This window comes from Micromonospora sp. NPDC005305, assembly GCF_040607315.1.
Lineage (GTDB): Bacteria > Actinomycetota > Actinomycetes > Mycobacteriales > Micromonosporaceae > Micromonospora.
Genome location: NZ_JBEXGL010000024.1, coordinates 52,019 through 78,708, shown reverse-complemented (window position 1 = coordinate 78,708; position 26,690 = coordinate 52,019). Strand labels below are relative to the sequence as shown.

The 26,690-nt window shown below is 67.8% G+C and carries 17 protein-coding genes; 6 read left to right on the top strand and 11 right to left on the bottom strand.

Annotated features, from left to right (window positions below; genetic code table 11):
- Positions 1-18: 18 nt before the first annotated feature.
- Positions 19-639 carry a hypothetical protein gene (locus ABZS80_RS28380; RefSeq protein ID WP_355060580.1) on the top strand — a complete coding sequence of 207 codons (621 nt, stop codon included), beginning with the start codon at positions 19-21 and terminating at the stop codon, positions 637-639.
- On the opposite strand, the gene ABZS80_RS28375 is transcribed toward ABZS80_RS28380, so the two are convergent.
- Positions 636-920, bottom strand: coding sequence for a hypothetical protein (locus ABZS80_RS28375; protein WP_355060578.1), 285 nt, complete (start codon positions 918-920; stop codon positions 636-638). The two genes, ABZS80_RS28380 and ABZS80_RS28375, sit on opposite strands and share 4 nt — an antisense overlap.
- 1,033 nt (positions 921-1,953) lie before the next feature.
- Here ABZS80_RS28375 and pglX (ABZS80_RS28370) point away from each other — a divergent pair.
- A complete protein-coding gene (gene pglX / locus ABZS80_RS28370) occupies positions 1,954-5,406 on the top strand; it encodes a BREX-2 system adenine-specific DNA-methyltransferase PglX (protein ID WP_355060577.1) in 3,453 nt (1,150 codons plus the stop codon).
- 217 nt (positions 5,407-5,623) lie between these two features.
- On the opposite strand, the gene ABZS80_RS28365 is transcribed toward pglX (ABZS80_RS28370), so the two are convergent.
- The 6 genes from ABZS80_RS28365 to ABZS80_RS28340 all read right to left on the bottom strand — a co-directional run bounded on the left by ABZS80_RS28365 (position 5,624) and on the right by ABZS80_RS28340 (position 16,262).
- A complete protein-coding gene (locus tag ABZS80_RS28365; RefSeq protein ID WP_355060575.1) occupies positions 5,624-7,726 on the bottom strand; it encodes a DEAD/DEAH box helicase in 2,103 nt (700 codons plus the stop codon).
- 1 nt (position 7,727) lies between these two features.
- Entirely contained in the window at positions 7,728-9,035 is a 1,308-nt protein-coding gene (brxD, locus tag ABZS80_RS28360) for a BREX system ATP-binding protein BrxD (RefSeq protein ID WP_355060573.1), read from the bottom strand.
- Positions 9,032-11,734 (bottom strand): BREX-2 system phosphatase PglZ, encoded by a 2,703-nt coding sequence (gene pglZ, locus ABZS80_RS28355; RefSeq protein WP_355060572.1) that lies wholly within the window; start codon positions 11,732-11,734, stop codon positions 9,032-9,034. Before pglZ ends, brxD begins: the two co-directional genes overlap by 4 nt.
- Before the next feature lie 49 nt (positions 11,735-11,783).
- Complete coding sequence (locus ABZS80_RS28350; RefSeq protein WP_355060570.1) at positions 11,784-15,590, bottom strand: phage resistance protein; 3,807 nt, start codon at positions 15,588-15,590, stop codon at positions 11,784-11,786.
- A 106-nt stretch (positions 15,591-15,696) separates the two neighbouring features.
- Positions 15,697-15,951, bottom strand: a complete 255-nt coding sequence (locus tag ABZS80_RS28345) for a hypothetical protein (RefSeq protein ID WP_355060568.1) — start codon at positions 15,949-15,951, stop codon at positions 15,697-15,699.
- Positions 15,948-16,262 carry a DivIVA domain-containing protein gene (locus ABZS80_RS28340; protein WP_355060566.1) on the bottom strand — a complete coding sequence of 105 codons (315 nt, stop codon included), beginning with the start codon at positions 16,260-16,262 and terminating at the stop codon, positions 15,948-15,950. Before ABZS80_RS28340 ends, ABZS80_RS28345 begins: the two co-directional genes overlap by 4 nt.
- A 367-nt stretch (positions 16,263-16,629) precedes the next feature.
- Here ABZS80_RS28340 and ABZS80_RS28335 point away from each other — a divergent pair, with 367 nt between their 5' ends.
- The 4 genes from ABZS80_RS28335 to ABZS80_RS28320 all read left to right on the top strand — a co-directional run bounded on the left by ABZS80_RS28335 (position 16,630) and on the right by ABZS80_RS28320 (position 19,302).
- A complete protein-coding gene (locus tag ABZS80_RS28335; RefSeq protein WP_355060564.1) occupies positions 16,630-17,508 on the top strand; it encodes a helix-turn-helix transcriptional regulator in 879 nt (292 codons plus the stop codon).
- The gene (locus tag ABZS80_RS28330; RefSeq protein ID WP_355060562.1) at positions 17,501-17,701 is read left to right on the top strand and encodes a DUF397 domain-containing protein; all 201 of its coding nucleotides are present in this window, start codon (positions 17,501-17,503) and stop codon (positions 17,699-17,701) included. The genes ABZS80_RS28335 and ABZS80_RS28330 overlap by 8 nt, the downstream gene beginning before the upstream one ends.
- Positions 17,702-17,817: 116 nt before the next feature.
- Positions 17,818-18,240 (top strand): hypothetical protein, encoded by a 423-nt coding sequence (locus ABZS80_RS28325; RefSeq protein ID WP_355060560.1) that lies wholly within the window; start codon positions 17,818-17,820, stop codon positions 18,238-18,240.
- 114 nt (positions 18,241-18,354) lie between these two features.
- Positions 18,355-19,302 (top strand): hypothetical protein, encoded by a 948-nt coding sequence (locus ABZS80_RS28320; RefSeq protein WP_355060558.1) that lies wholly within the window; start codon positions 18,355-18,357, stop codon positions 19,300-19,302.
- Between the two features lie 19 nt (positions 19,303-19,321).
- On the opposite strand, the gene ABZS80_RS28315 is transcribed toward ABZS80_RS28320, so the two are convergent.
- From ABZS80_RS28315 to ABZS80_RS28300, 4 genes are all read right to left on the bottom strand, one after another.
- Positions 19,322-19,798: a hypothetical protein gene (locus ABZS80_RS28315; RefSeq protein WP_355060556.1), complete on the bottom strand. Its 477-nt coding sequence runs from the start codon at positions 19,796-19,798 to the stop codon at positions 19,322-19,324.
- Positions 19,799-19,905: 107 nt separating this feature from the next.
- Positions 19,906-20,922: a tetratricopeptide repeat protein gene (locus ABZS80_RS28310; protein WP_355060554.1), complete on the bottom strand. Its 1,017-nt coding sequence runs from the start codon at positions 20,920-20,922 to the stop codon at positions 19,906-19,908.
- 59 nt (positions 20,923-20,981) lie between these two features.
- Positions 20,982-24,521, bottom strand: coding sequence for a BREX-2 system adenine-specific DNA-methyltransferase PglX (pglX, locus tag ABZS80_RS28305; protein ID WP_355060552.1), 3,540 nt, complete (start codon positions 24,519-24,521; stop codon positions 20,982-20,984).
- Positions 24,518-26,626, bottom strand: coding sequence for a prolyl oligopeptidase family serine peptidase (locus ABZS80_RS28300; RefSeq protein ID WP_355060550.1), 2,109 nt, complete (start codon positions 26,624-26,626; stop codon positions 24,518-24,520). The genes pglX (ABZS80_RS28305) and ABZS80_RS28300 overlap by 4 nt, the downstream gene beginning before the upstream one ends.
- Between the last annotated feature and the right edge of the window lie 64 nt (positions 26,627-26,690).

Here is a 26,690-nt window from a genome sequence, read left to right as displayed (position 1 = left end):
GGCACCTACCCTGTGCGGGTGATCTCCGCAGCGGTGCAGAAAGTCGACGTCGTCCACGACTGGATGGATTGGGTCCAACTGCTGTTCGGCGTCCTAGGCGCCCTCGCGCTCTGGTTCGCCTACCGCGCTCAGAAGGATGCCACCAGGGCGCGAAAGGAAATTCCTGCCGAACGCCGGCGGCAGTTCGAGCTGGAGATTCTGCGCGGGCTGCTCGACGACCTCGACGAAGAACAAATCCTCCACGAGGTCGAGTTCACGCCGTCGCGGCTGCAGCGCTACCAGCACCGGCTGGCGACCCTGCCCGACTCGACCCTGCCGTTCTGGCGGCAGGCAATGACCATGGACTGGTACGACAGTCTGCCCAATGATCACGGTTTCCGGGCACGGCAGAAGGAACTGAGCGTCACCCGGTTCGCGGTGGTCAAGCAACTCAGCAACGACCTGGACAACGCGGAGCTCAAGGCAGAAGCTGACCAGCAAGCAGCCGAAATCTCGGCAGCCGCGACACAGTTCGCCGACAACATTCGCGGGCGTCTGCTGGACGAGCTGCTGTCGGCGATCAGGGAGCGAGTCGAAGCGGACGCCGGTCAGCCTCGCGGGTCGTGGACGCCGCGCTCACGACGAACCCCGCGAGGCTAGGAAGAACCTGGCCGAGCGACCGGGTCCACGGCTGCGGGTGTTTCAGTAAGCAGCAGGGCGAACAGCATGTCCGGGTGCGGGCGGGCGCTCGCGCGGTGCCCGCTGTCGACGTCGGCGAGCACGTCGGTGACCAAGCCCCGGTCGGCGTGCTCGAGGAGAAGGTCGATCGGGCCGTTGCCGTGCTGGTCGCCGAAGGGGCGCAGCACGTGCTCGTGGACCAGGCGCAGGAGTTCGTGGGCTTCGTGGCTGGTCAGCGGTGTGCAGCCGCTGGCTGTCGGCAAACCGGGCGCGGATGTCGGCGGCCACCATGCCGGCGCGGATAAGGCAGGCGAGGTCCTGGTCGGTGACGGCCAGCCGCAGCGGTCCGCCGGCGAGCAGTTCCTGGCTCGCGGTGGCCGCGGTGCGCAGCCGGTCGCGGGTCCAGCCGAGCAGGTCGAGCAGCTGGTCGACGGTGAGGACTCCGTAGCTGAGCAGCAGCGCCACCAGCAGTTGTGCGTCGTCGGGCGCCGCGGCCGCAGGTGACACCGGAGTGACAATTATTGGGTACACCATAGACTCACGGAGCGCCGTGTTACGTTGCGCCCTGCTGAGCCTTCTCGCCTCGTTGTCAGCGGCGGATTCTCTCACGCGGTGTCAGTAGTGAGAGCTAGCCCGGCAGGGACTACCTGTCGTGGGTCACCTGCTCGCGCCCGGGACGACACCTGACCATCGGACTCCTCGCTGAACTACGCCTGGGGGAATCCCAACCCCTCGTCAAGGATCCAGGGACAGATCATCACCGTCTCCACGGGTACGTGGACACATTGCCTGACGCGGCCAGCCGGCATGATCGCCAAGAGGGCGGCGGTGTTTAAGCACAAGATCAACACTGCCGCCCACTGCCCGACCCAAACTCAGGCCGAGCCGGTGCCGACCGGCTACACCTCGGGTCCGCTCGCTGGGGAGGAGCCAGCCCGACATTCTGACCGAGCTTCGCCAGGTCGCCGCGGCGTTTCAGAACTATCGATGGCGGCGTGGTAGACGGTACTCATCAGCTCCGGAAGTCGATCAGTGTCGCTCCGGTCGATCGCCCTTTCAGCGACGTCCAGTTCCCGCAGGCGCTCGCGGTGTCGGAGGTACCGATGGACGAGAAGGACAGCCACAAGGGGAACGACCAGCTGCCAGGGGGCGCCGGCCAGCGCCGCCACTCCCATGGTTGACGGTATGGCAAGACCCTGCAACCCGTCGGTCGAACTCATCGGCCGCCCTCCGTCCTCATGCGAGTAGAGTAGCAGGGAGGGCACTAACACCGTCAGAGCTATTTAAGGAGCATCGTTGGCCCCGCCGCACGTCCACCTGCCGAGCTTCCACCGTCTTGTCCGCCTTTTGACCGATGTAATTCGGGAGAACCTTGACGAAGACGTGTCAGAGCAAGCCAAGTTGCGCGTGATGTACGACCACGCGGTCGCAGCTCGGCGCACGTCAGTGTCTTGGGCACAGTGGCGGGACGAGAAGGTAGAACAGGTCGCCATCGCTTGGCTGCTCGGCACGCTCTTCGTCCGATACGCCGAGGACAATGCCATGATCGACACGCCGAAGCCCTCCGGTGATCTTCGGCAGTGGTGGCTATCAAGGTTCTCAACTCTGGCCGTGGCACTCTCCACCGCCCCAGGTCAACTCGCTCCGGCGGATACCCGCCTGATGCCCGAGGAGGGGGCCCAGATACTGGGCGACTTCTGGCAGCAACAAGACAACGGGGGCAAGTCCTTACTCAACTTCACCGACCCGGACCTGGACACGCGATTCCTGGGTGACCTGTACCAAGAAGTGTCGGAGCCCGCTCGGCACCAGTACGCCCTGTTGCAGACCCCAGCGTTCATCGAAGAGTTCATCCTTGACCAGACGCTTGAGCCCGCCGTCGAACAGTTCGGCCTTGACGAGCTGGCGGTCCTGGATCCGGTCTGCGGCTCAGGGAACTTCGTGCTGGGCACCTTTGCAAGGCTGCTCAAGCACTGGGCCAAGACCGCGCCGAACATGCCGGACGTTGAACGCGTGCGGCGTGCACTCACTGCCGTGCATGGAGTCGACCTGAACCCCTTCGCAGCGGCGATTACCCGCTTTCGGCTCCTCGTCGCCGCGCGGCGGGCTTGTGGAAATTCTCCCGCGCCGGACATACGGATCGACAGCTGGCCGCTGCGCGTCGCCATCGGTGACTCGTTGCTAGGCGACGGCGATGAGCTGAATGAGGACCCAGACCTTCTAGCCAAAGGCAAATACCATGTCGTGGTAGGCAACCCCCCGTACATCACTGTTAAAGATCGAGCCGTCGACCAAAAGTACCGCCAGCGATACGATTCATGCGTCGGGAAGTACTCTCTGGTCGTCCCATTCATTCAGCGGTTCTTCGAACTCGCCCTCCGTGGAGATGAGCGGAGCGCCGGGTATGTCGGACTCCTTGCTGCAAACTCCTTCACAAAGCGCGAGTTCGGGCGGAGGCTAGCAGAGGAGATCCTCACCAAGCGCGTGACCCTCAATAAGGTAATAGATACCTCTGGCGCCCACATTCCCGGGCACGGCACTCCCACTATCATCTTAGTAGGTCGCAATCGCCCAGCCATCGATTCAGATCAGGTGCTTGTCGTGGCGGGCTTACGTGGCGAACCGAGCGCGCCTGCTGCACCTGGCGAGGGAGCAGTCTGGCAGTCGATCCTCCGACACGCAGACCGGCCCAACCAGTCGGACAATTGGACTGAGTCACTGACACTCGATCATGTCGCGCTGCGGTCGTTTCCCTGGCAACTAAGCGGCAGGCAGCCAGCCGAATTGATGCAACTGGTCGCCAACGGTCCGCGGTTAGGTGACCTCGTCAGCCGCATCTCATATCTGGCTAATACCGGCGCCGACGACATTTTCACGGCATCTCATGCCACATGGAGAAGACAGCACACTGAGGCGGGCCAGGTATTCAAGATTGTATCTGGATCCGACATCCGCGACTGGGCTGCAACGCCGGCTCGTTCGGGCTTCTTTCCTCGCACGGCAGACCTGCAGGTTATCAACATCGACGAGTTTCCTGGCCACCGTCACAGGCTGTGGCCATACCGCACGACACTCGGTAATCGCTCGGATTTCTCCGGCCGCAGTTACTTCAACAGCAGCCGCATTTGGTACGACTGGCACTCCGTCTCCGGCGCTCCCACGGATCGTCTGCTACGCATAGCATTTGCGTGGGTCGCTACTCATCCACACTTCGCATCACTAGAGAATGCGGTCGCCCTCCCGTCAGCTCCCGTAATCGAGCTCACACCGCAATCCTCACCGGCCCAGCGAGCTCATCTAGTGGCTGCACTCAACAGTTCAACCGTTTGCTTCTGGCTCAAGCAGATCAGCCAGCGCAAGGGGGTATCGAGCGTCCATAAGAGCACGGGAGGGAGTGGAGAGCCTTGGGCAGAAACTTACGAGTTTACCCCTGGACGTCTGCGAGAACTACCAATCCCCACAGTAGGGTCCACTCGATATGGCGAAGAGTTGGAGCGCTTGGCGAGTGCTCTCGCCGCATCCACACCAGCCGCGGTTCTCGCCTTCAACCGACCCACCGCTGAGTCCCTCCGAGAAGCTCGGGACCGTTGGACGGGCCTACGGTCTCGTATGATTGCACTTGCGGAGGAACAGGACTGGGAGATCTACTCGCAATATGGCCTGTTGCCAGATCCCAGGCTTGCCCCCGACACCGCCAGCATTCCCGACCTACGGCTGGGTGAGCGAGCATTTGAGATCATCCTTGCCCGCAAAATCCTCGCTTCAGAAGGGGAAGAGACTCAATGGTTCGCGCGGCACGGTTCCGTTCCCGTCCAGACGATACCCGAACATTGGCCAGCCGAATACCGGGCGCTGGTGGAGGCTCGAATTAAGGCGATTACTAGCGACCCCCACCTGAAGGTTCTCGAGCGTCCCGAGTACAAGCGGAGATGGGCGACCGCCGGCTGGGATGCGATGCAGCAGCAGGCATTACGTGATTGGCTTCTAGATCAGTGCGAATATGCCACCTTGTGGTTCGACACGGACGGCCGCCACAGAAAGGCCCAGCTGCGATCTATTAATTCACTTTCCGAGGCGCTTCGATCGGATGCATCGGTTACTGAAGCGGCTGCACTGTACGCGCCAGACAAGGACCTAGCTGAGGTTCTTCGCGACCTGCTTCTTGAGGAGAGCGTCCCTTGCCTAGCCGCATCGCGATACACGACGCTAGGCCTAGCCAAGTGGAAAACTTGGAAAACCACATGGCGGCAACAACGCGATGAAGATGACGCCCGCGCCCATGGTGATTCGGACGCAGCACAAAAGGTCCGCCAGAACGCGGCGGTGCCGCCCAAATACGTTGCCACCGATTTCCGCAAACCCTCCTACTGGCGGTCGCGCGGCAAGTACGATGTTCCGTCTGAGCGGTTTGTGTCATTCCCGATGGCTGTCGAACGTGAGCCAGACCTGCTCCTAGGCTGGTCAGGATGGTCCCACACTGACCGAATCCTCGCCCTCACCAGCTTCATCGAGGAACGGCTAGCCTCGGGCGATACCGAGCGGGAATCACTAATCCCCCTTATCGCCGCCGCCCATGAACTATTGGAACGCGCCGATGACACCACTGCCGCAAGCCGCCGAGACAACGAGCTGCACCGACTGCGGATAGGTGATTGGATGGGTCGACTGCGCCTGAACGATCGGGACCTCGGAGCCTGGCGCCCCAAGTCGCCAAAGCGCGGTCGCCCTCGGAAACGGCCCACCACATGATGGCGCGTTCATCCGTCCGAATCTGGCTACAATCAGGGCAGGGAAAATTGGTCTCTCGGCGCACGTCTTCGAAGATGTCAACACGCCAAGGCAAGGCAACTATCGAGCCTTCAGGCCGACTTGAGCAGCTGAACCAGCCACCGTTTACGCCTGCTGCGGACGACAGAAGTTTCCCGCCGCGACCACTCGCATTGTCGCCGGCAGGCGGCGGTGGGATTCAGCCAAGGGATACGAACCGGGTTGGTTGGCGCAGGATGACAGCAGCACCTTCAAAGTCGGCAGAGCGAGCCGCAAGCGTCGCTACAGCTAGCCGCTTCGGGAGTGCAGCGGAGAACTTGAGGCCCTTAAGGGCCTTCTCGTCAATCTCGGGGAGGCAGAGCTGCTCGTTCGCGTGCTCTGTGGCCAGGGCCCACGCGCGTGGCGTTAGGTCTTCTCGTAGGCGGATGCTGCAGTCGTCGAAGCGCTCGGCGGGATCGATCACCTGGCCAAGCGTCGAGGTCAGAGTTGCGTTGGTGTGAAAGCCGGCCCATGTCCACCATCGCAGGTCGCCATCCTTGCCGCGCACGATGACGTTGCCGCCCGGATGTACGAGGTGGAGCTTTCTTTCGCGCTCCTGAGCGAGCCGGTCCGACGCTCGTTTGGTCAGCTTCACGAGAGGATCTACGCCGAGCAACACTTCTCGGAGGGCGCGGGCTATTGCAAAAGTCAGACCGGCCCAACCTGTGCCAAGCCAGCGTGCTCGTCCTCCAGTGTCAGCGGGTTCGACGAAGCACCGCCGTCGGCGCCAGTCGATGTAGGTGACGCGCCAGCTTCGGCCTCCCAGCAGCAGTCGGCGGTCGCCGCAGACCTCCTCGGTGAGCAGGCTCGGGTCGATCCGGCCGAGCTCGTTGCGTCCGGCGAGCACGGTGAATTCCGGGGGTCCGGTAAAGACCGCAGTCAGCTCCATGAAGTGCCGGCGGCCGAAGCGCAGTTCGGCGGCCGGGCCGATGAACAGCATGCCGCCGTCCTGGTCGAGGTAGCCGTGTTCGACCAGGTGACGGACGATCGGGCGGGCGTTCTCGCCAAAGAGGCCCAGCCCGTTCCATGCCTGCGTCCAGAGCTGGTCGCCGACCCGGTGCTCCTGCAGGCAGAGGGCCAGCACCTGCTGGGCGACAATGTGCCGCGGTTCGGGTGGCGCGATCACCGGCTCCACCCAGCCCTGCGACCAGAGCAGCAGCACCGCCGCCGCCTCAGTTAGCGCGTCGCCGTCGAGGGCAAGGAAGAGGCAGTTGCGGCTGGTCCCTGGCCTGCGGCCGGTACGGCCGAGGCGTTGGAGGAACGAAGCGACCGTGGCGGGCGCGTCGATCTGGATGACCCGGTCCAGGTCGCCAACGTCGATGCCCAACTCGAGAGTGCTGGTCGAGACGATCACACAGTCGCGTGCCTCGCTGAACGCCTGCTCCGCGCGGCGACGTTCGTCGGCGGAGAGCGACGCGTGCGAGAGGAAGACGGTGACCCCCTTTTCCCGCAGCAGTTGGCCGAGCTCTTCGACGGTCTGTCGGGACTCGCAAAAAACCAGGCGTTTCTCCCCTCGGTGCAACCCGGCGATCACCGTGGCGGCGTTGCTTAAAGAGCCGACGTAGTCCAGGTCGATGTCGCCGGGCGGTGGACGGTAGGAGGCCTCGACCGCGTCCGGTGCAACGACCTGTGCCGGCCGGTGGCCTGCCCCCGATCCCTGTAGCCAGGTCAGGAGCTGTTCAGGGTTGCCGACGGTGGCGGATAGTCCGATCCGCTGCAACGGCCGGTCGGCTACCCGGCTCAGCCGTTCCAGTACGGCCAGCAGATGCCAGCCTCGGTCGTCCCCGGCGAAAGCGTGGACCTCGTCGACGACGACGGCGCGCAGGTCGGCGAAGAAGAGGCGGTGGTCGACTCTTGTGCTGACCAGCATGGATTCCAGTGACTCGGGGGTGGTGAGGAGGATGTCGGGGCGTTCGTAGAGGACTGCCTGTCGCCGCGAGGTGCTGACATCGCCATGCCAGACGGCGGCGCGGCGGCCGAGCCAGTCGGCATACTTTTCGACCCGGGGTTGCAGGTTGTTGAGGAGTGCCTTCAGCGGGGCGAGGTAGAGCACGGATGTGCCGGTCCAGCGCTGCTCCGCCATCCGGGTGAGCAGCGGGAACAGCGCGGCCTCGGTTTTGCCTCCGGCGGTTGGGGCCAGAAGCAGCGCGTCGGATCCGTTGCGGACAGGCGAGATGGCGGCGCGCTGCATCGGGCGCAGGTCGCGCCAGCCGAGGGTGTTGACGACGTGGTGCAGGACGACCGGGTCGAGGTCCGGCAGCATGTCAGATCGGCAGTTCGATGTCGTCGGCCGAGACGGCGGCGTTGCGCTCAACGTCGGTCAGCTCGTCGGCGCGAAGGGTCAGCTCGTAGTGGCGGCGCGGATCCCAGTCCGCGAACTGGTCGACCCGGTCGAACACGTCCGCGACCAGCTTCTTTAGATAGATGCGGGGGGCCACGCCGACCTGGCCACCGAGCGCTCCGGTCACTGCGCTAGCCAGCGTCGCGAGGTAGTCGTCGTCCACCCGCGACTCAACCGCCGGACTGGCGTAGATCGCGCGCACCCGCTGGCCGAGTTCGACGAGCGCGCCCGTCGTGAAGCCCGGCAGCCGGAGTTGCGTGGCGCGCGGGTTGTCCCAGCGCGACTCCGGCCCGAAGTCGGTGGCTAACCGCTGGGCGAGCGGCGCGAGCCGTTGCACTCCCTGCGGCCCGTCGAAGAAGGCCGGTGTGCCGGTGATGACGACCATCAGCCCCGGGAAGCGGTCCGCGTGTACCTCGTCGATGAGTTGGCGGAGCGAGTTGAGCGCCTTGTCCCGCGCGTCGGAGCGTACACGTTGCAGCGTCTCGACCTCGTCGAGCACGAGAAGCAGCCCCTGGTGCCCGCTGTCGCCCAGGACGGTCAGCAGTCCGCGCACGAAGCTCAGCGCCGCGTAGTGGTCAAGGTCCCCCTTCACCCCGGCGACCCGACGCGCGGAGGCGGCGACGTGGGGCTGACCGCCGAGCCAGGCGGCGAGGCCGTCGGCGGTGCGGTGGTCGCCAGTGGCGGTGGCGGCCCGGTAGCCGCGCAGCGCCGCCGCGAAGCCGGGAGTGCTGCGGGAGATCTCGCCGAGCCTGCGCTCCAGCAGTTCGCCGACCGCCCGGTCGAGCGCCTCCGCGTCATCCTCGGCAATCGCACCGTTGGCGGCGAGGGCGTCCTCTTCCAAGGCGAAGATCCAGCCGTCGAGTACGGGCCGGAACGCGCTGGGCGCGAACTGCTCGGTGCTGAGGTGTTCGACCAGCCGTCGGTAGACGGTCTCCATCCGGTGCAGGGGCGTTTCCAGCTCTGAGATCTGCACCTCGGCGGCGGCGAACCCGCGGCGCTTGGCCCGCTCGGCCAGCCAGCGGGTGAAGAAGGTCTTGCCGGCGCCGTACTCGCCGCGGACGGCCTTGAACACGCTGCCTCCGGCGGCGACCCGGTCGAGGTCGTCGTCGAGGGCGGCGGTGAATCGGTCCAGCCCGACCGCGAGCGCGTCGAGCCCGTTGCTCGGGACGACGCCACGGCGCAGCGCATCGACGATGTCTCGTCGGCGGCGGGCGGAAATCTCGACGGTCACCGCGGCTCCAGCTCGAACTGCTCGATCAGCAACGCCCGGTTGAGGTGGACGGTACGCCCGTCGGGGTCAAGGGTGACGACGGGATAGCCCTCGACCTGGAGCAGTCGACGCAGCGCGGCGACCGTGCCGGTGATGCGGTGCGCCGGGACTCCGGCCCGGGCGGCGAGGGTGTCGAGGGTCGCCCGGTTGCCGCCGGCGAGCAGGGTGCCCAACAGTGCGGCGACCCGCTCATCGGCCAGCGGCACCCGGGGGTCACGCCGCTGGGCGTAACGTTCGCTGGCTAGCAGAGCCGTCACCAGGTCCGGGACAGCCGGGCCGGGCGGTGGTGCCGCCGACGGCACAGCGGTCACCGGTGCAAGGTCGAACAGGCTCTCGACCTGCGGCTCGGCCGGGCGCCGGGGTCGGTGGCGAGTCGGCGGAGCCGAGTCGGACGGCGCTGCCAGAGTCTCCGTCAGCGGCTCGCGCCACCAGTCCGGGCTGGCCACCGGCGCGCCCGTCCATCCCGGTACGGCCTGGTCGTCACCGGCCGTCAGAACGAGTAGCGGGATGACGGCCTCCGCCGGTGCGGCGCCGCCGTGGTAGCCGGCCTTGCGCGGCCCGTACCGCACCTCTTCCCGCCAGGGAAGGATGACCGTGCCGCCGCCGAGCGCCACTCGGCTGCCACTCACCGCGACCTCGGCGTCACGGGCCGGGCCGGTGGCCGCCCGCCAGCGGTTCTCACTGCTGTCGCTGGGCAGGACAAGCGAATCCGGCCCCCGATCGACGACGTGGCCATGGTCGGAGACCAGGATGACCACCCGGTCGGCTGCCGAGCCCAACAGGTCACCGACGGCGGTGATGGTGTCCTCGCCCCAGACCGTGGTGCCCGGGTCGCTGCGGTCGAGGGCGTCGTCGATCGTGTTGACCACGGCGGCGACCACGGGGATCGACGGGTCGCCGAGCGCGGCCAGCACCTCGGGGTCCAGCGAAGCGCCGGCGCCCGCTCGCAGCGCCTTCTTGTGCAGCAGCCGCGCGGTGGGCCACCGCTTCGTGAAGGCCTTCAGTTCGGGCTGCTGGCCCCCGGTGCTGATCCGTCCGCTGAGCAGGCTGCACCGGCTGGCCTCGGTGACCGTGGGCAGGGCGGCCAGCACGCCGGTGCGAGGTCCGCCGTCGGGAGTGACTTCCAGCCAGGTGCCGCTACGGGTGACCGACTCGGCCAGTTCGGTGGCCGCGGCAACACCCATCCCATCGAGCACGAGCAGCAGCACCCGGCGACCGTGGTCGAGGATCGGCTGGACCACCCGGTCGAGCACGTCCTCGACCCGCAGCAGCGCACCCGGCTCGGCCTCGGCGCTGGTCGCGGCGGCGAGCAGGCTGGCGAACTGCTGGTCGTGCCGGGACCGGCGGACGTCCACGGCCCGGTGCAGCAGCCGGTACGCCTCGGCGACCTGCGGGTCGGGGTCGCCGGCGAAGACGTCGAGCCGGGCCCGGTCGACCCACCCGTCCTGTCGGACCTGCCGGTGCAGCGCGTCGAGCAGGGTCACCGGTGCGGGACCGTCAGTGGTGTGCAGCCAGCGCAGCAGCCGGACGGCCATCCGCGCGGTCTCCACCCGGCGTGGTTCGGCGGCCCGGTGCGCTTCCACGGTGGCGAGCGCCGACTGCGCCCGGGTCACCGCGGCCAGCGGCACCGACCCGCCGGCCGGCACGGCGAGCCGCACGGCGTCGGCGAAGGTCCGCAGCCGCTGGACGAATCCGCTGGGCAGGACGGTGGAGGCACCGAGCAGTCCGGTGATGCCGATTTCGGCGGCGACCCCCTCGGCTCGGCGCAGCATACGCATCGCCTCGGCCCGGCCGTCGTCGCCGGAGTCAACGGTCCGGTAGACCCACGCTTCGGCGGCCTGGTGCAGCGCCTCCGCCTGTTGGGGGGAGATCCGCAGCCCACCGAACCTGGGCTCCAGCCGGGTCCGGCCCACGACGGCCTCCACCTCGGCCGCGCCGCTGGTGGGCCAGAGCAGCCCGGCCAGCAGCCCGAGCGGGATGACGTCCACCCCGTGCCCGGCCCGGACGGCTGCCATGATCGGGACAGCGGCCGGGCCTGCCGTGCTCGTCAGGTATGCCGTGATCCCCTGGGCCTCAGCGTCGGGCAGGGTGGTGAACCGGAGTTGGCGGCGGGCTTCGGTGCTCCACTGCACCAGGCCGCTGTCGTCCAGCTCGGCCGGTGGCAGGCCGAGCAGCTCCGCGGCGAGGCTGCGCAGCGCATGGTCCCGGGTGAGGATCGCGCCCGGCGGCGCCGGCCAGCCGTCCGACGGGGTGTGATCGGTCAGCGCGTTCGCGACCCAACGCCCGACGCGGACCAGGGTGGGATCGAGGTCCTTCACCCCACCGAACATCTGCCGGACCAGGTCCCACGGGTCGATCTTGCGGACCGTCTGCTTGCTGAGGTGGGCGAGGAGCCCGTCGCCCAGCTCGCTGTCGGTCAGCTCGGTCAACAGCACCAGCCGTTCGCCGTCGGCCCGGTCGTGCAGGGCGGCGCGGGCGGCGAGCGGGGTGGGGCACGGCACCACTCGGACGCGGGTGCCGTCGACGCTGAGCACCGGCTCGGCCGGCCACTCGGGGCGGGCCGTCAGCGCGATCGCGTCGGCCCGGTCGCCCTCGGCCAGCCACGCCTCGACCTTGCGGCGGACCGCGTCGGGCTGCGCGGCGCTGACCGGCGCGCTCACGATCCCACCCGGGAAGGCACGGTCCCGCCACGGAAGAGGATCGGGTCCGTCACCGGATCTCCCAGGTGACGGTGACGTGCCGACCGGCGGCCACCGCCGACCCAATCTCGGCGGCGACCTTCTGCCAGGTCCTGGCGTCGACAACCTCGTGGTTCCGCGTGACGACCGTCCCGTCGCCGACGGGCACCCTGACCGGCACTTCGCCCGGTCGAGGGTCGGTGTGGTCGCCCGGGGGCAGCTTGGCCGGATCGTCGTCGGCCGGTGTCCTGACCGGCGGTACGACCGGGGGATCCGTCGCGACAGGTTTGTCCGAGGGCAGCGCAACGACCGGGGGCGTCACGGGCGGATCGACCGGCTCGGGCTTGGGCTGTTCGGCGGCGAGCAGCGCCGCCGAGGCCGCGACCGCCGTCCGGAGGGCGTCGATGAGGTCCTGCCCGTGCTGTTCGCGCCGGGCGACCTCCCGGAGCTGCCCGATGACCGCTCGGGCCTGCTCGTCGTGGCCGGCCCGCGCGGAGACGGCCTGGAGCAGCGGCCACTGGTGGTCCCGGGCCAACTCATCGCTGATCTTGCCCGCCTGGCTGAGCACCTCACCGACGGCCTGGTCGTCGACGTCGCCCAGGTCGGCACGGGCCACCGTCTCGACCAGCACCACGTCGTCCCGCTCGGCGGCCAGATCGGTCACGAACTGGTATGCCCGCCGGGCGGTGGCGAGCCGGCCGGCCGACGCCGAGACATCCAGGCCCAGCACGTCGGCGTGCGCAGTCAGCGCGTCAACCAGGCTGCCGGCGGCCTTCTTCCGCTCACGCGCCCCCTCGCGAAGGTTGCCGGCGAGTTCGCCGAGGTTGGCCGGCGTACGCCAGACGGGCAGCACCCCGCCGAAGATCGCCAGCCCCCGGCTGACCGCGTCCGACCAGGACTGCTCGTCGGGCATCGGGGGGTGCCGCAGCTCCAACTCGTCCCGCACGGTGACGAGGCTGGTCATGTCGATCTTGACGCCGTGCTGGTACCAGGCGAGCTGCTGGTCCAGCCCGAAGACCATGATGATCAGGTTCTGCAGTTCGCGGTCGAAGCCGAAGGCGGCGGGCTCGTCGATGAGCCGGCGCAGCACATGGACCGGGAAGTGGTCAGTGTAGCCCTCGTTGGCGGCGGCCTGGAGCAGGTGCTGGCTCCACCGGGAGGTGGAGGTGGTGAGCACGAACCGGCCGTCGACGAGCTCGCCGAGGCGGAGGTTGTTGCAGACCCGCCGGAGGGTGCGCTGGTCGGCCGGGTTGGGCACGGTCACGCCGCGGGTGGGTTCAGCGGCGGCCTGCTTGGCGTACTCCAGGATCTTGTTGAGTTCGCTGCGGGTGACGGGCTTCTCGTCGTCGGGCATGGCCGGGCGCCCCGGGAAGGACCAGGCGAGGAGTTCCCCGGTGAGGTTGTTGAACGCCTCGGCGAGGGTGCCGCCGCGTGGGTCACCGATGTGCAGGCCGTCGGCGAGGGTGTGGAACACCGCGATGCTGTCGTCCTGCACGTCCGACCCGTGCGAGGTGGTCGACCCGTACGCCTGCATGAGCGCGCCGAGCAGGGTGCTCCGGAGCTGCGACTGGCGCTGCTGGAGGTAGACCTTGCCCTGCTGCCGGTCGGCGAGCGGCCAGTCGGCCGCCAACGAGTTCAGCCGGTCGCCCGTTCCGCTGAGGAGATAGTTGATCTTCGCGAGCTGGCCGACCTTGCCCATCATCTCGTCGGTCAGGAAGTAAGGCAGCCAGAAGACGGTGCGCGAGCCGCGTTCCAGCCGCTCGATCCGGGCGCGGTCGGCGGCGCGCTCGTAGCCGGGCAGGTCGAACGGGTAGTCGATGACCACCCGCCACGCCTCCCCGGTGGCGAGCAACGCGGAGGCGGGCATGGTGTCGGGGTCGCGGACGTTGCCGAACTTGACCTGGATGGTGTGCGAGCGGCCCCGCCACGGTCGGGCGACCAGCAGCTCGCCGAGCTGGCCGCTGGCCCCGGTGATGTTCAGCTCTGCGGTGACCAGGTCGCGGATGAGCTGCTGCCGGACACCGGTGGTGGTGGCCTCTTCCTCGCGCACCAGGTCGAGCAGCTTGTCGTAGTCGACGGTGTGCAGCTTGAGGCTGACCACGGGGTCGGGGGTCTTGGTCAGGTGCAGTTCGCCGGCGCCGTCGGCGACCCGGTTGAGCCGGTTGAGCACGATCTGCCGCTCGTAGCCGGGGATCGGCGAGGTGATCGAGCCGAAGTTGAGCGCGTGCAGCTTGGCGGCGGTGAGGTTGTGCAGGGCCGGCACCTCGGGCACCAGCGCACCGAGCAGCACCGTCTTGATCAGCTTGTCGTCGAGCTGGAACTGCTGGTGCCCGGCCGCCTGCTCCTCGGTGATGCCGTTGAGGTTGAGCAGGATCGGCCGCAGCTTCTGGGTGTACAGACTCCGGGCGGACTGGAAGAGCTGCTTGAGCTTGGGCCGGTCGGGCAGCTCGCCGTGCAGGACGAGGGGGTCGAAGAGCGCGGCCACCCCGATCAGGTCGTTGACCCGGAGGGTGTCCCGGCGGTCGACAAGCAGCTCGGTCATCACCTTCAGCGCGGTGCGCTCGCGCTGCAACGCCTGGGACAGCGCCACCAGGGTGGCGACCAGCGCCGGGGAGAACGGGTAGAGCTTGCGGAAGGCGGCGGCGTCGGAGCCGATGCCGGCGTCGCCGTACTGGGCGCCGAGCAGCAGCGCGTCCCACACCTCGCGGTTGCCCCGCACCGCGGCGAAGGCGTTGTCGACGATCGCGCGGCCCTCGTCGGTGAGCGGCTTGAGCAGCCGCTTCTCGGTGATCTCGGGCAGGTTGGTGTCGGCGAGGGCGATCTCCCCGAACCGGCCCTGGATGCTGCGCATGACGTGCGCCAGGGCCTCCCGCTCGGTGCCACCGACCTGGGGGCCGAGGAAGTCCTCCAGGTTGCGCTGCCGGGCGACGAACGAGATCAGCGGCAGCGGCCGGGTGGCGTCGGCCGACTCGACGAGCTTGTTGAGCTTGGCGCCCTCGGTGTTGACGAAGGTGTGGTCGCTGATCTTCGTGGAGAGCCAGAGGATCAGCTCGTCGAGGAAGAGCACCAGCGCGTCGTACCCGAGCGACTTGGCGTGCCGGGTGATCACGGCGAGCCCGGTGTCCAGGTCGAGGTATTCCCCGCTGCGGACCGCGCCGGTGAAGAACGTGCTGGTCAGCGCGCTGACCAGCCCATCCCGCTGTTCGCTGCCGGGCGGTGCTGCCGCCGCGGCGGCGTAACTGTCCGGGGTGAAACCGGCCGCCTGGGTGACCAGCGAGGCAAGGCCGAGGCCGGTTGCGGGTGCGCCGCCGCCATCGTGCAGCGCGGCGAAGAAGGCGTCGTCGCCCATCCGCTCGCGCAGCCGCGCGGCGTCGTCGAGCAGCGCGTCCGACCGGTGTACGGCCGGGACGGGCGCCTCCGGGTGCAGCGCGGTGATCTGGTTGAGGTAGCCCTCCAGGACCGCCTGCTCGACCGACCGCGCGTCGAGCATATGGAAGGTCAGGGTGAGCAGCTTCCGGCCCCGCAGCCAGGAGTCGGCGGCGAGCACCGGCTCGGCCAGGCCACGCACCTCCCGGGCCTCCGGGTTGTGCTGGAGGACCTCCCGCAGCACCGCCATGAAGTGCGACTTACCGGAGCCGAACGAGCCGTGCAGGAACACCGCCTGGGAGCGGCCGGTGGTCACGGCGTGACCGATCCGGCGCAGTGCGTCGGCGAAGTTGTCCCGGAGCTGGTCGGTGACGACGTAACGGCGCAGGTCCGCGCCCTCGGCGGCACGGACGACAAAGTCGCCGTCCCCGACCGAGGTCGGAATCTCGATCACATCCCGCAACAGCGTCATCGCCGCTCCTCGCCCCCACTGCGCCCCGTTACGCCGGCATCACCGGCGACCCGACGATCCTAAGGGCTGGTCGCCGCACGTCCCAGCCCGCCGGCCCGGCGTCGCGTCACCGCGGCCGGAACCGCCGGGAGCATTCGCCGTCGTGGTCGGGCCGGAGCAGGCAGCGCTGCCCGCCGGGCAGCAGCCGGTCGCAGAACACCCAGTGGCGTACGTTCTGCTCGTCCTCGGGCGAGACGGTGGTGCCGCCCGGTTCGGTCTGCGGCAGGACGTGCGTCCAGTGCGCCACCACCCGGGCGAGCCGCTGCGCAGAGAGCAGATCGGTAACGACCACGGGCAGGTGGATGACCCAGCGCTCGCTCACCGGTGGTGTCCCCCTTCGTTGCGGGCCCGGACCTGCTCGGACTGCCAGCGGCGCAGCGCGCTCTTGATCCGGTCGGTCTCCCGGCGGCTCTCAGCGAGCGCGTCGTAGACGGTGGCCAGGTCACCGGCGACCCGGTCGAGGAACTCCCGCACCTCCTGCGGGTCGAGCCCGCGCCGGCCCAGCGACGTGGGCCGGAACCACCGCTCGCGCACCTGCCAGGGGCGCAGCGGATGGTAGGCAGCCGAGCGGTAGCAGGTCGACCCCAAGACCGACCGCTGGCGACGCCGGGCACGCCGGAGGAAGACGCGCATGACAAGACCTGCCTCTCACCGTCGAGATCGAACCGTGGATGGGATGGGCCCACCGACCCGCCACGCACCGGCGGACCCACCCCGGCACCTGCCACCGCAGCCTCCGATCAGCAGTACGACAGCAGGGCACACATGACCGCTGAGCAGCGATAACTCCACATTGGCCGCAGAGGCAGTCAAGCATCGCATCAGATCAAATGCAACGTCTAACAATCGCCGCCTCGAAAGCTTTTGGCATCGCTAATAGAACGCGGCGTGACGTGTCTATTGTTTCTGATACATAGGAGGCGTTTAATTGAACGGGCGCGTGTCAACCGCGACCTGACCATCGGAGGCAAGGGTGTCACAGGCCGTAACGGGATCGACCATGCTTCGGCGGCAGCTCGGCAGGAAACTCGAAGCACTTCGCAAGGCCGCCGGGCTGACGATGGAGAAGGCGGCTGAGGACCTGGACAGGGCGCGGGCGACCCTCTACCGGATCGAGAGCGGGGCCGAGAACGTCCGCTTCCGTGCGACGGACGTCAAGGAGATGCTCAAGCTTTACGGCGCTTCGGACGAAGACACCGAGTTGGTCCTTGCGATGGCGGCGGCCACCAGGGAGAACAAAAACTGGTGGCACGACTACGTCGGCTCCGGCCTGCCACGCTGGTTCCAGCTCTATATCGGGCTCGAAGCAGCCGCCTCCGGCATCCGCAAGTACCAGCCCGAGTTGGTTCCGGGCCTACTTCAAACCCGCGCCTACGCCGAGCAGGTCTTCAAGATGCCCGGCGGCTCGATCGATGCCGGGGACAGCGATGAGCAGCAGCGCGCCATCCAGCTTCGCATCGAGCGTCAGGCGCTGCTGACACGGTTTGCCGCTCCGCAACTCAGCGTGATAATCAACGAGGCCGTATTGCGTCGCCCGGTCGGCAGCACCACGATCATGGCCGAACAGCTTCACCAGATCTTGAAGGCCGCGGAACTACCCAACGTAACCGTCCAAGTGCTGACTTTTTCTGTCGGACTGCACGCCGGTGCGATGACCGGAGCCTTCTCGATCATGGAGTTCCCCATGGACAGCAACGGCAAGGAGATGGAGCCGCCGGTGATCTACCTGGAGAGCGCCACCGGAGCGATCTACCTCGACAAGCCGCATGAGGCCGACGCGTACGACGCGATCTGGACCGACATGACAAGCCGCGCCCTCAACGAATCCCGCTCAAAGAGCTTGATCCAGCAAGTCGCAGAGGAGTACTCCCGTGCCTGACCTGACCGGTGCCATTTGGCGCAAGTCGACCCGCAGCAACAACGGCGGGGATTGCGTCGAGGTCGCCGACAACCTCCCCGGCATCGTCGGGCTACGCGACAGCAAGGATCCGGCCGGTCCAGTGCTCACCGTCGAGCCCAAAGATTGGGCTGCCTTCATCCAGGCCGTCAAGGACGAGGCGCTGAGCCGCTGACCCGATCGCCTGCGCCGCCTCCGGATCACGTAGAGGCGGCGTAGGCGATTGTCGGTGTACTGACACTGCTCGGCGCAGTGATCTGGCGAACGGTGCCGTACGGCTACCGTGCCTCCATGAGCCCCTCTCATCAGTTCACGACGAACGATGTCGACGCGGCCATCGACTTCGTGATCAAGAACGGGGCAGAGGATCGCGGGCAGACCGTCTCGTACTCACGGGTGTTCGAGGCGGCAGGCCTACCAGCACCGCAGTACCTCCACATGGACGGCGAGCCTCAGCGGGTGACGGAGTTCATGGCGGCAGTCCATCACCGCTGCAAGGAAAGACAGCTTCCTCCCCTGGACGCCTTGGTCGTGCACGTCGCTGGCTACCGCGCGGGATTCCCCGACGCTGGCTACTTCCGGGTCAACTGCGTGGCAGACCCTCTCGCCGACCGCACCAAGCCGGAGGCTCAGGCGGCGAGCGGCCGGTTCTGGGAGACGCAGCGGGAAGAGTGCAAGCGATGGGGCATCAAAAATCGACGTGGCCGTCTGTAGGGCTACGCGCAGCACCCGGTCCACGCCCGACAGGTGACGGGCCCGGCGGCGCTGCAACGTCAACTGCCTGACATGACATCGACTGTGCCCCAGTCGGGTGCAAGGATGCGGACCATGATCCGGTTGATCGCGGACGACACCTGGCACGGCCTCGAGAGCTACCTCCGGCAGGCAACCCGCAAACGTGCGGCCATCGCCTACGTCGGATCAACTGCTACGGATCTGCTCGGTCTCGTGACCGGCGACATGATCATCGTTGATGGCTCCGACGCTGCGCTCGGTGCCGGTCTCGTCGACCCGGCTGTCATCGGAGCCTGGCTCGCCGAGGGTGTCGAGGCGCGCTCCCTGTGGGGGCTGCATGCCAAGGTGCTGCACCTAGAAGGCAGGCGGATCCGCGTGGTGGTCGGTTCTGCCAATGCTTCGGCCCACTCACGCGACCGGCTGCGGGAGGCCGCCGTCGTCACCGACGACGAAGGGCTGTGCGCCCAGGTCGCCGAACAGTTGGACGTATGGCAGGCCGCGAGCGACGAGGTCGACGCGACGTGGCTGGCGCACGCACGGACCGTCTACCGTCCGCCGGTTGTCGCATCGCCACCCCATGCATCCCGGCGACTGCCGCGACTCTGGGTGGGCATGGCGATCAATGAGCCGACCACCCTGTCAGGCAAAGCGGCAGCAGCCACCGACAGGCTCGAACAGCGCCACGGACTTGGCACCGTTTTCCCATGGCACATGTATCGGGGCGACGAACGAATCGTCCGTCAAGGGGATGAGGTCGTCCTGGTCGATGTCGGTCCGGTCGAGCGGAAGCCACGCCGAAACTCCCGAGCCTGGCCGCCGGCACGGGTGGCGCGGGTGATGACCGAGGAACGGCGCCGCCCGGTGGCACTTCTGGTATGGCCGCACAGCGCTGACGAACTTGAGCCACGCTCCTTCGCGGAGGTGGACGAAGCTGTCCGCGCAGCCGGCAGCGAGATCAACTGGGACGATCCCTTCGAGTCGCAGTCACCCGCGGCGGAAGCGCTCCGCAAGCTCTGGGCACTCTCGGCCATGTCGCAGTAGCAACAACGGGCAGGGATCATCACGTCTCGTGGCGCTGTTGCGGAAACGGTGCCAGGTTCACTCCGCCGAAGACGTCGCGCGCTTGCACCACCGGTCCGGTAACACGGCCCGAGACGGTGTTGGTGACCGCGTCAGCCCGCAGGGTTGTCTGGTGGAAGAGTTCCCAACGCCGGCGTAGCTTTTGATCAAACTCCGGATCCTGGGCGGCGGCGTCGACCAGCGCCCGCCGCAGGGCGACAGCCCGGTCATCGACCGTCGCGGGCGTCGGCCCGATGGCTAGCGAGGTCTCCAGGCCACGGTGGTCTCTGGCCTTGCGGCGAACGAGGCGCACCAACGAGGCGAACGCGTCTCTTCCTGCGTCGGCGATGCCCTCCGCGCCACGGGTCGACAGGGCCACCGCGATGGCCCCGAGAATCGGGTCATCCATCTGGCTCTCCCAGGTTCGCTCCGACATCAGGGTTTTCCCAGTCGACATCCGCCAGTCGTCGCTGCACATCCGGCGATGGGATCGTCCAGTTCCAGCAGCGTCAAAAGGGCATTCGTATAGGACTCGCGGGCCGCGCGTCGTTCGTGAAGTGCCAGGTAGGCATCGCCGGTGTAGGACTAGGCCAAGGCGACGTGTCGACGGTCGTCGAGTTCACCGATTAGCGCCACTGCCGAGGTCAGGGCGGACATCGCCACTGGGTGATCCCCTGCTCGCAGCAGGGTCTGACCGCAGTGGAGTTCGACCAGCCCTTGACTCCATCGGTTGTCCAGGCGCTTGAAGACCTTCATGGCTTCGCCGTACGAGACGAGCGCGTCATCGAGGTAACCAGCGCCATGATGGGCATCGCCGAGGCTCATCAGCGCCAGGCCGATGCTGCGCTCTTCCTTCATCCGGCTGAGGGTGTCCAGTGCTTCCTGCGCGTAGCGAGTGGCTTCCGGGGAGTTCCCTCGGTCCTCGTGCACCCGGCCGCACCCGCGCAGGGCGAAGCCGAGGGTCCACAAGTCGCCGACGTCCCGTGCCGCCTGTAGTGAATCGGCGTAGCAGCGCAGGGCCTCGCCGAGGTCTCCACGGTCCCGCCACGCGTCGCCGAGGCTGAGCAACAGCCAGTCTTCGGCCAGACGGTCGCCGACGTGCCGGGCGGATCGCAGCCAGGTCAGGTGGCTGTCCACCCACGCCTTCCAGTAGGACCGCCGTTCGAAGAAGGCCATGCCGGCGAGCGCGAGCTGCCAACCGAATCGGTGGTGGCCCCACTCGGATGCCGCCCGAACGGCGTCGAGCAGATTGAGCCGCTCCCTCTCGCACCACCGGAGTGCGTCGTCCAGCGTCTCTTCGGCTGGTTCGTCCACTCCGGGCAGTGAACGGCCCTGCGGAAGAGTCGCGCGGTAGGCCGCGTACGTGTGGCGCAGATACCAGCTGAGCAGCCGCTCCCGCGCCCGCTGGAGGGCGTCAGGGTTCTCGTCGAGGTTTGCCCGCTCCACGGCGTACAGGCTCAGCAGGTCGTGCAGGCGGTACCGGTTCGGTCCGCTGCGGGCCAACATGTGCAGGCCGACCAGCGACTCCAGGTGGCGGCGCGCGGCCGGCGGGGTGAGACCAGTGAGACTGGCCGCCGCGTCCAGGGCGGTTGTTAACCGCATACCCGGAATCAATAGATTCCCGCCGCTAGATTCCTTGCCGCCGAATGGCTCGCCGACGTTCAGGGCAGCTCCGGTACGCCACGCAGCAACGCCAGCGCCGAGCGGTCGGAGCTGAGCTGGGACAGCTCGGCGTTGATGAAGTCGGTGAAGAACTCGGCGGGCGACCCCGGGAACGCGGGCTCCTCGCCCGAGTGCCACTGGTGCAGCCACGGCTCGATCTCCGCCAGCCCGGCGAGCAGCGGCAGCAGCCGTTCCGCCGGCCACGCCTCCTGTGTCTTCCGATCGAGATAGACGGTGGCGAGCGCCTGTGCCTGCTTCAGGTGGTCCCACCCGGCCCAGCCGAGCAGTTCACTGCCGTCGCTGTCTCGCCCCGCCTGTGGGTACGAGATGAACCGCTCCTTCGGCACGTCGAGCTTGCCGCGCGCCCGCCAGTACGACGGCCGGGCGAAGTCCGCAGAAATGTACTTCGGCGGCACCTCGATGTCGACCTTCTCCCCGGCGTCCTCCCGGCGCTGCAACGCCCAAGTCCGCTCCCACTGCGCCCGCTTACGCAGCCCGGACGGCTTGTAGCGCTGCGCCGGCAGGTACGGCACATGCTCGTCGGCCATCAACAGGCCCAGCGTCTTGGTTAGGTCGTAGTTGTCATGCCCGACCCACAGGTCCAGCACCGCCCGGAAGTCCTGGTCGTGACCAACCCGGTCAGCGAGCTGCGCCACCGACAGCGGCACGGGCTGCGCGCCCCACAGCTCCGGCGCCTCCAACCGGTCCAGCAGCCAGTCCCGCAGCGCGGCCGACTGCATCTTCTCCCACCCTTCGGTGGACCAGCGCCGCTTGCACTCCGGCCGCTCGATCAACCCCAGGTGCCGGTTCGCCCCGATCGCGGCGATCCGCCGCTCGACCAGCGACCTGTACTCCGCCGGCCAGTGCGCCTGCGGCCGGTCGATCGGCTTCGACCCGTGCCGGTTGAACCATTCGGTCTGCGCCCCGCTCGTGTGTAGGACGATCTCGAAGGCCCGCTCCCCCAACGCCAGTTCAGGTGGGTTGGCGCAGGTCAGGTCCTCGTCGAGCAGCCCGTAGAGCCGGTAGACCTCCCAGTCCAACTCCTCTTGAAGTGCGATCATCCGCGCCCGCATCGAGTGGTACTCCGCCTCAGCCTCGGCGAGCCGCTGCCGGGTCGGCACCCCCAAGGCGGCAACTGCCGCCGGGGTTAAGGTCGACAGCCGCTGCGCCAGCCCATCCAACTCCCGTGCCCGCCCCAACGGGTACGCCCCCGGCAGCGGAAACTCCTGCAACTTGGTCCCAGTAAACTCAAAGAAGTGTTCCCATTCATACCGCGCCGTCGAACGCTCGCCGCCACGATTGCCTTTGTCCTGACTCACCTGCTTCAGCCAAAAGCAGGCGGTCGAACTGTTCAGTAGCCCGAGCAGCCGCAGGTGATCATCCTCCGTCGCCCCCTCCTGCAACTTGATGACTGGCGCCGTTTGCTTGAAAAGCTTTCCACCCCGATCCAGAACGAAATGGTTGTGCGTTGCCACGAACGCGAATGCAATCGACAGCGGTGCCCGTAGCTTTTCCCGATACAGCTCGCCGAATTCATACCACTGCAGCGAGGAAATCCGCTCGATGAAAGTCCCGAATCGCTTACGACGCTCCAGCACTCGGCGGTTCGGCCAGAACACCCTCATCATGTTCGAAATTCTGCCTGGGTGAGCCACCCTAAGATCATCGTCGTAAGGAAACAATGCGACGATGTCGGTCATTACTCCATAATCACGAACGACATCTCCGGTCACCATCGGCCTGGTGACTTCGACACCCATTCTATCGGCTGCGGGACCATTCACGAAGAATGCCTCATCCTCGGCAGCGATGGAGACAAATCCCATCAGAGCCACTCGCTCACCCAGCCGACTCACCGCTTTCTTGTCGAACGCTCCCATCAGAGCGTCGGCCCCGCCGCCGCTCAGGCTCCATGGGTGCTTTGCGAGCTGCTCACGGGCGAAGTCGGCAACGCTGACCCATTCGGACTCCGAATCCGGCTCATCCACTTGGTTGGTGATCGCAAGCCACACCTTCCCGCGAGCAGGTTCACTAGGCGGAGATGGTTCTCCACGAATACCGAGAACGGCACGAATCGGGCCGCTGTAGCGGGGACTGACGAGTCGATTCCTGCCGACCAGGATTACGGTCGGCGTGCCGTGACCAGGTATGTACGCGCCGGAGGTGTCGATGACCTCAGCCAGCTCGACCCGACCCGCAAAGAACCTATCGATCAGCTTTTTTCCGAACTCGCGCTTCATGAAGGCGTTACCGGTGATTTGACCGATGTGGCCCGCGCCGCCGCCGTCATGATCGCCCTCCTTAGCCAGCGAGAAGAATCGCTGCGCGAATGGGACGGTCAGTGCGTACTTTCCGGAGCAGGCGTCGTACAACCCTCGGTAGAGCTGGTTACGGGCCGGGTCGGAGACGGTGATGTAGGGCGGATTGCCGACCACCACCGTGTATTGGTTCCCGGCCAGGTAGTCCTTGAGCAGGTCGGCGTCTTCGCTCTCGTACGCGAAGATTTCCTTCTTCTCTGTCTCAGCTTTGTCGTTCTCCTCCGCCTGGTTCTCCAACACCCTGAGCAAATCGCCCTGGGCGCGGGATCGTTCCGCCTCCCAAGGCAGCAGCGAGTCGCCCGTCGCCACCCGGACCGGAAAGCCCGGTGTCCGTTCCAGCTTGGTCAGGCCACACACCTTCATGGCGGCAATTAGCAGCCGGAAGCGGGCGATCGCCACCGCGAAGGGGTTGATGTCGACGCCGGTCACCTGGCCGAGCGCGCGCTCGGCGAGCACCTTGATGTCGGTGGCCGGCTCCCGGTCCCGCCACTTAGCCACCAGCCGGTGGAACGCGCCGAGCAGGAAGTGGCCGGAGCCGCAGGTCGGGTCGATGACGCTCGTCGCGGGCAGGCCGAACTCCTTGACCGCCGGCTCGAAGGTGCGGTCGAGGATGAACTCCTCCACGAACTCCGGCGTCTGCAACAGCGCGTACGTCTTCTTCGCGTGCGTCGACAGGTCCTGGTAGAGGTCGCCCAGGAAGCGGGTATTCAGGTCGTCGCGGCGCAGCGACTCCCGGCCCGGCCCGCGCCGGAAGAACTCACTCAGCTCCTCCGCGGCGGGGCCGGAGACGTCGAACCGCCAGACCGGGTTGTGCTGGTCGAAGATCTTGCCGGTGGCCTTCAGCTCGGCCAGGTAGCCGAACGACTGCCGCAGCCAGTGCCGGTCGTTGTGCCGGGGGTTGGCGATCAGGTACGCCTGCCGGTGCTGCACCGCCCGCTCGGCCGGCGCAGCCGGGTCGGCGCCGCCGATCCACAGCTTGTCGACCAGCTCATTGTCCTCGCAGAACCGGACGAACACGCAGCCGAGCACCCAGGCCACCGCCGCCTGGTCGAGCACGTCTTCCAGCCAGGTCTCGAAGCTCGCGCCGACCCGCTCGGCGGCCTTCGCCCGGTTGTGCTCCTGGCGCAGTTCCGCGCGCAGCGCCGGCGCCTCCGCGACCTGCCGGCGCAGATCGTCCACCAGGGTCTTGACCTGCGCTTGCAACGCCTTCAGCTCGATCACCGGGAGAGTCTACGGCCGGTCTGCTCATCCTCGCGGACCGGTGACGCCTGGCGTGGTAGGGGCTGCCGTGCCGGTCCCGTCAGCGTCTGCCACAGGAACTCACACGCCAGCGCCCAGATGAAGGCGCTCTGTTCGTTGTTCGCCGCCGCGCCGTGCCCGCCCTCGACGTTCTCGTAGTACGCCACCTCGTGCCCGTGCTCGCGCAGCCGGGCCGCCATCTTCCGGGCGTGCCCCGGATGCACCCGGTCGTCCCGCGTCGAGGTGATCAACAGGACCGGCGGGTACCGCCGGTCGCCGCCGACATTGTGGTACGGCGAGTACTCGCGCAGGTAGGCCCAGTCCTCCTCCCGGTCCGGATCGCCGTACTCGGCGATCCACGAGGCGCCGGCCAGCAGCCGGTGGTAGCGCCGCATGTCCAGTACCGGCACCTGCGCGACGACCGCGCCGAACAGTTCCGGGTAGCGGGTCAGCATCACCCCCGCCAGCAGCCCGCCGTTGCTGCCGCCCTCCACGCCCAACTGCTCGGGCGTGGTGATCCCGCGCGCCGCCAGGTCGGCGGCCACCGCCGCAAGGTCCTCGTACGCCCGGAGCCGGTTCTCCCGGATCGCCGCGCGGTGCCACTCTGGGCCGTACTCCCCGCCGCCGCGGATGTTCGCCACCACGTAGGTGCCGCCCCGGGCAAGCCAGCCTCGCCCGATGACCCCGTCGTAGCCCGGGGTCATCGAGTGCTCGTACCCGCCGTAGCCGGTGAGCAGCGTGGGCCCGGCGGGCGCGTCCGGGTCTCCGACCACGAAGTACGGCACCCGGGTGCCGTCGGCGGAGGTGGCGAAGAACTGGCGGACCGTCAGACCGGCCGCGTCGAAGTACGCCGGCTCCCGCTTGAGCGTCTCCGTCGTTCCGCCGACCCGCCCGAGCCGCAGCGTCGCCGGTTGCAGGAACCCCACCGCGGCGAGCAGATAGTCGTCACCGTGGTCCGGGTCGGTCTCCACGATCTGGCTGTGCTCGTACTCCGGCATGCCGGCGAGCGGCTCGCGCCGCCAACCCGTCCCGTCGGGCGTGAGCACCTCCAGCCGGCTCCGCACGTCGACGAGGGTGGCCAGGATCAGCTGGTGTCGGGTCCAGACGTGGTAGCTCAGCGCCGTGCGGCTGTCCGGCCGGAAGAGCACCGTCAGCTCCCGCCCGCCGGCGAGGAACGCGTCGAACTGGGTCGCCAGCAGCGCGCCCGCCGGGTGCGTCATCCCGTCAACCGACCAGGGCGAGCGCAGCCTCACCAGCAGCCATTCCCGGTGTACGTCCCACCGGGCGTCCTCGGGCACATCGATCCGGGACAACTCGCCGGCGCCGGTGAGCAGGTAATTCTCGGTGCGGTAGAAGTCCATGCTGCGGCCCACGAAGTCGCGCTCGAACCCGGGGGTCGGGTCGTGCGAGGCGTACACGCCGATGTCGTCCGGGCGCCCCTCGTAAACGACGGCGGCCTCGGTCAGCGGGGTGCCCCGCCGCCAGCGCTTGACGACGCGCGGATACCCGGAGGTGGTGAGCGAGCCGGGCCCGAAGTCGGTGGCGACGTAGATGTGGTCGAGGTCGATCCAGCAGACGTTGCTCTTGGCCTCGGGCAGGGTGAACCCGTCTTCGACGAAGGCACGGCGGGCCAGGTCGAACTCCCGCACCACGACCGCGTCGGCGCCGCCGCGGGACAGGCTGATCAGGCAGCGCTGGTAGCCGGGGCGCAGCACCGTCACCTGCTGCCAGACCCAGTTCTCCCCCTCCTCGGCGGCCAGCGCGTCCAGGTCGAGCAGCACGTCCCATTCGGGCTCGGGCCGGCGGTACTGGTCGAGAGTGGTGCGCCGCCACAGCCCACGCGGATGGGCCGCGTCGGTCCAAATGTTGTAGTAGAGATGGTCGCCGCGCCAGCGGGGGTAGGGGATGCGGTCGTCGGCATCCAGCACCTGCCGGATCTCCGTCCCCAGGGCGGTGAACCGCTGGCTCCCGGTCAGCGCGGCGATGGTCTCCGCGTTGCAGTCCCGCACCCAGCCGGCGGAGTCCGCTCCATCGAGGTCCTCGAGCCAGAGGTACGGATCATCACCCTCATCGAGAAGCCTCGCCACCCTCGCAACTATCCCGACGAGCGGCCCACACTCACATCCAGGTGTCGGCTTGGCGACTGAGCCG

What these genes read in the sequence shown, in the direction of transcription:
- ABZS80_RS28365 (WP_355060575.1), bottom strand. Translation starts at nt 7,726, where the DNA reads ATGCTGCCGGACCTCGACCCGGTCGTCCTGCACCACGTCGTCAACACC.
- ABZS80_RS28350 (WP_355060570.1), bottom strand. Translation starts at nt 15,590, where the DNA reads ATGACGCTGTTGCGGGATGTGATCGAGATTCCGACCTCGGTCGGGGAC.
- ABZS80_RS28340 (WP_355060566.1), bottom strand. Translation starts at nt 16,262, where the DNA reads ATGCGCGTCTTCCTCCGGCGTGCCCGGCGTCGCCAGCGGTCGGTCTTG.
- ABZS80_RS28335 (WP_355060564.1), top strand. Translation starts at nt 16,630, where the DNA reads ATGCTTCGGCGGCAGCTCGGCAGGAAACTCGAAGCACTTCGCAAGGCC.
- ABZS80_RS28325 (WP_355060560.1), top strand. Translation starts at nt 17,818, where the DNA reads ATGAGCCCCTCTCATCAGTTCACGACGAACGATGTCGACGCGGCCATC.
- ABZS80_RS28320 (WP_355060558.1), top strand. Translation starts at nt 18,355, where the DNA reads ATGATCCGGTTGATCGCGGACGACACCTGGCACGGCCTCGAGAGCTAC.
- ABZS80_RS28315 (WP_355060556.1), bottom strand. Translation starts at nt 19,798, where the DNA reads ATGTGCAGCGACGACTGGCGGATGTCGACTGGGAAAACCCTGATGTCG.
- ABZS80_RS28310 (WP_355060554.1), bottom strand. Translation starts at nt 20,922, where the DNA reads ATGCGGTTAACAACCGCCCTGGACGCGGCGGCCAGTCTCACTGGTCTC.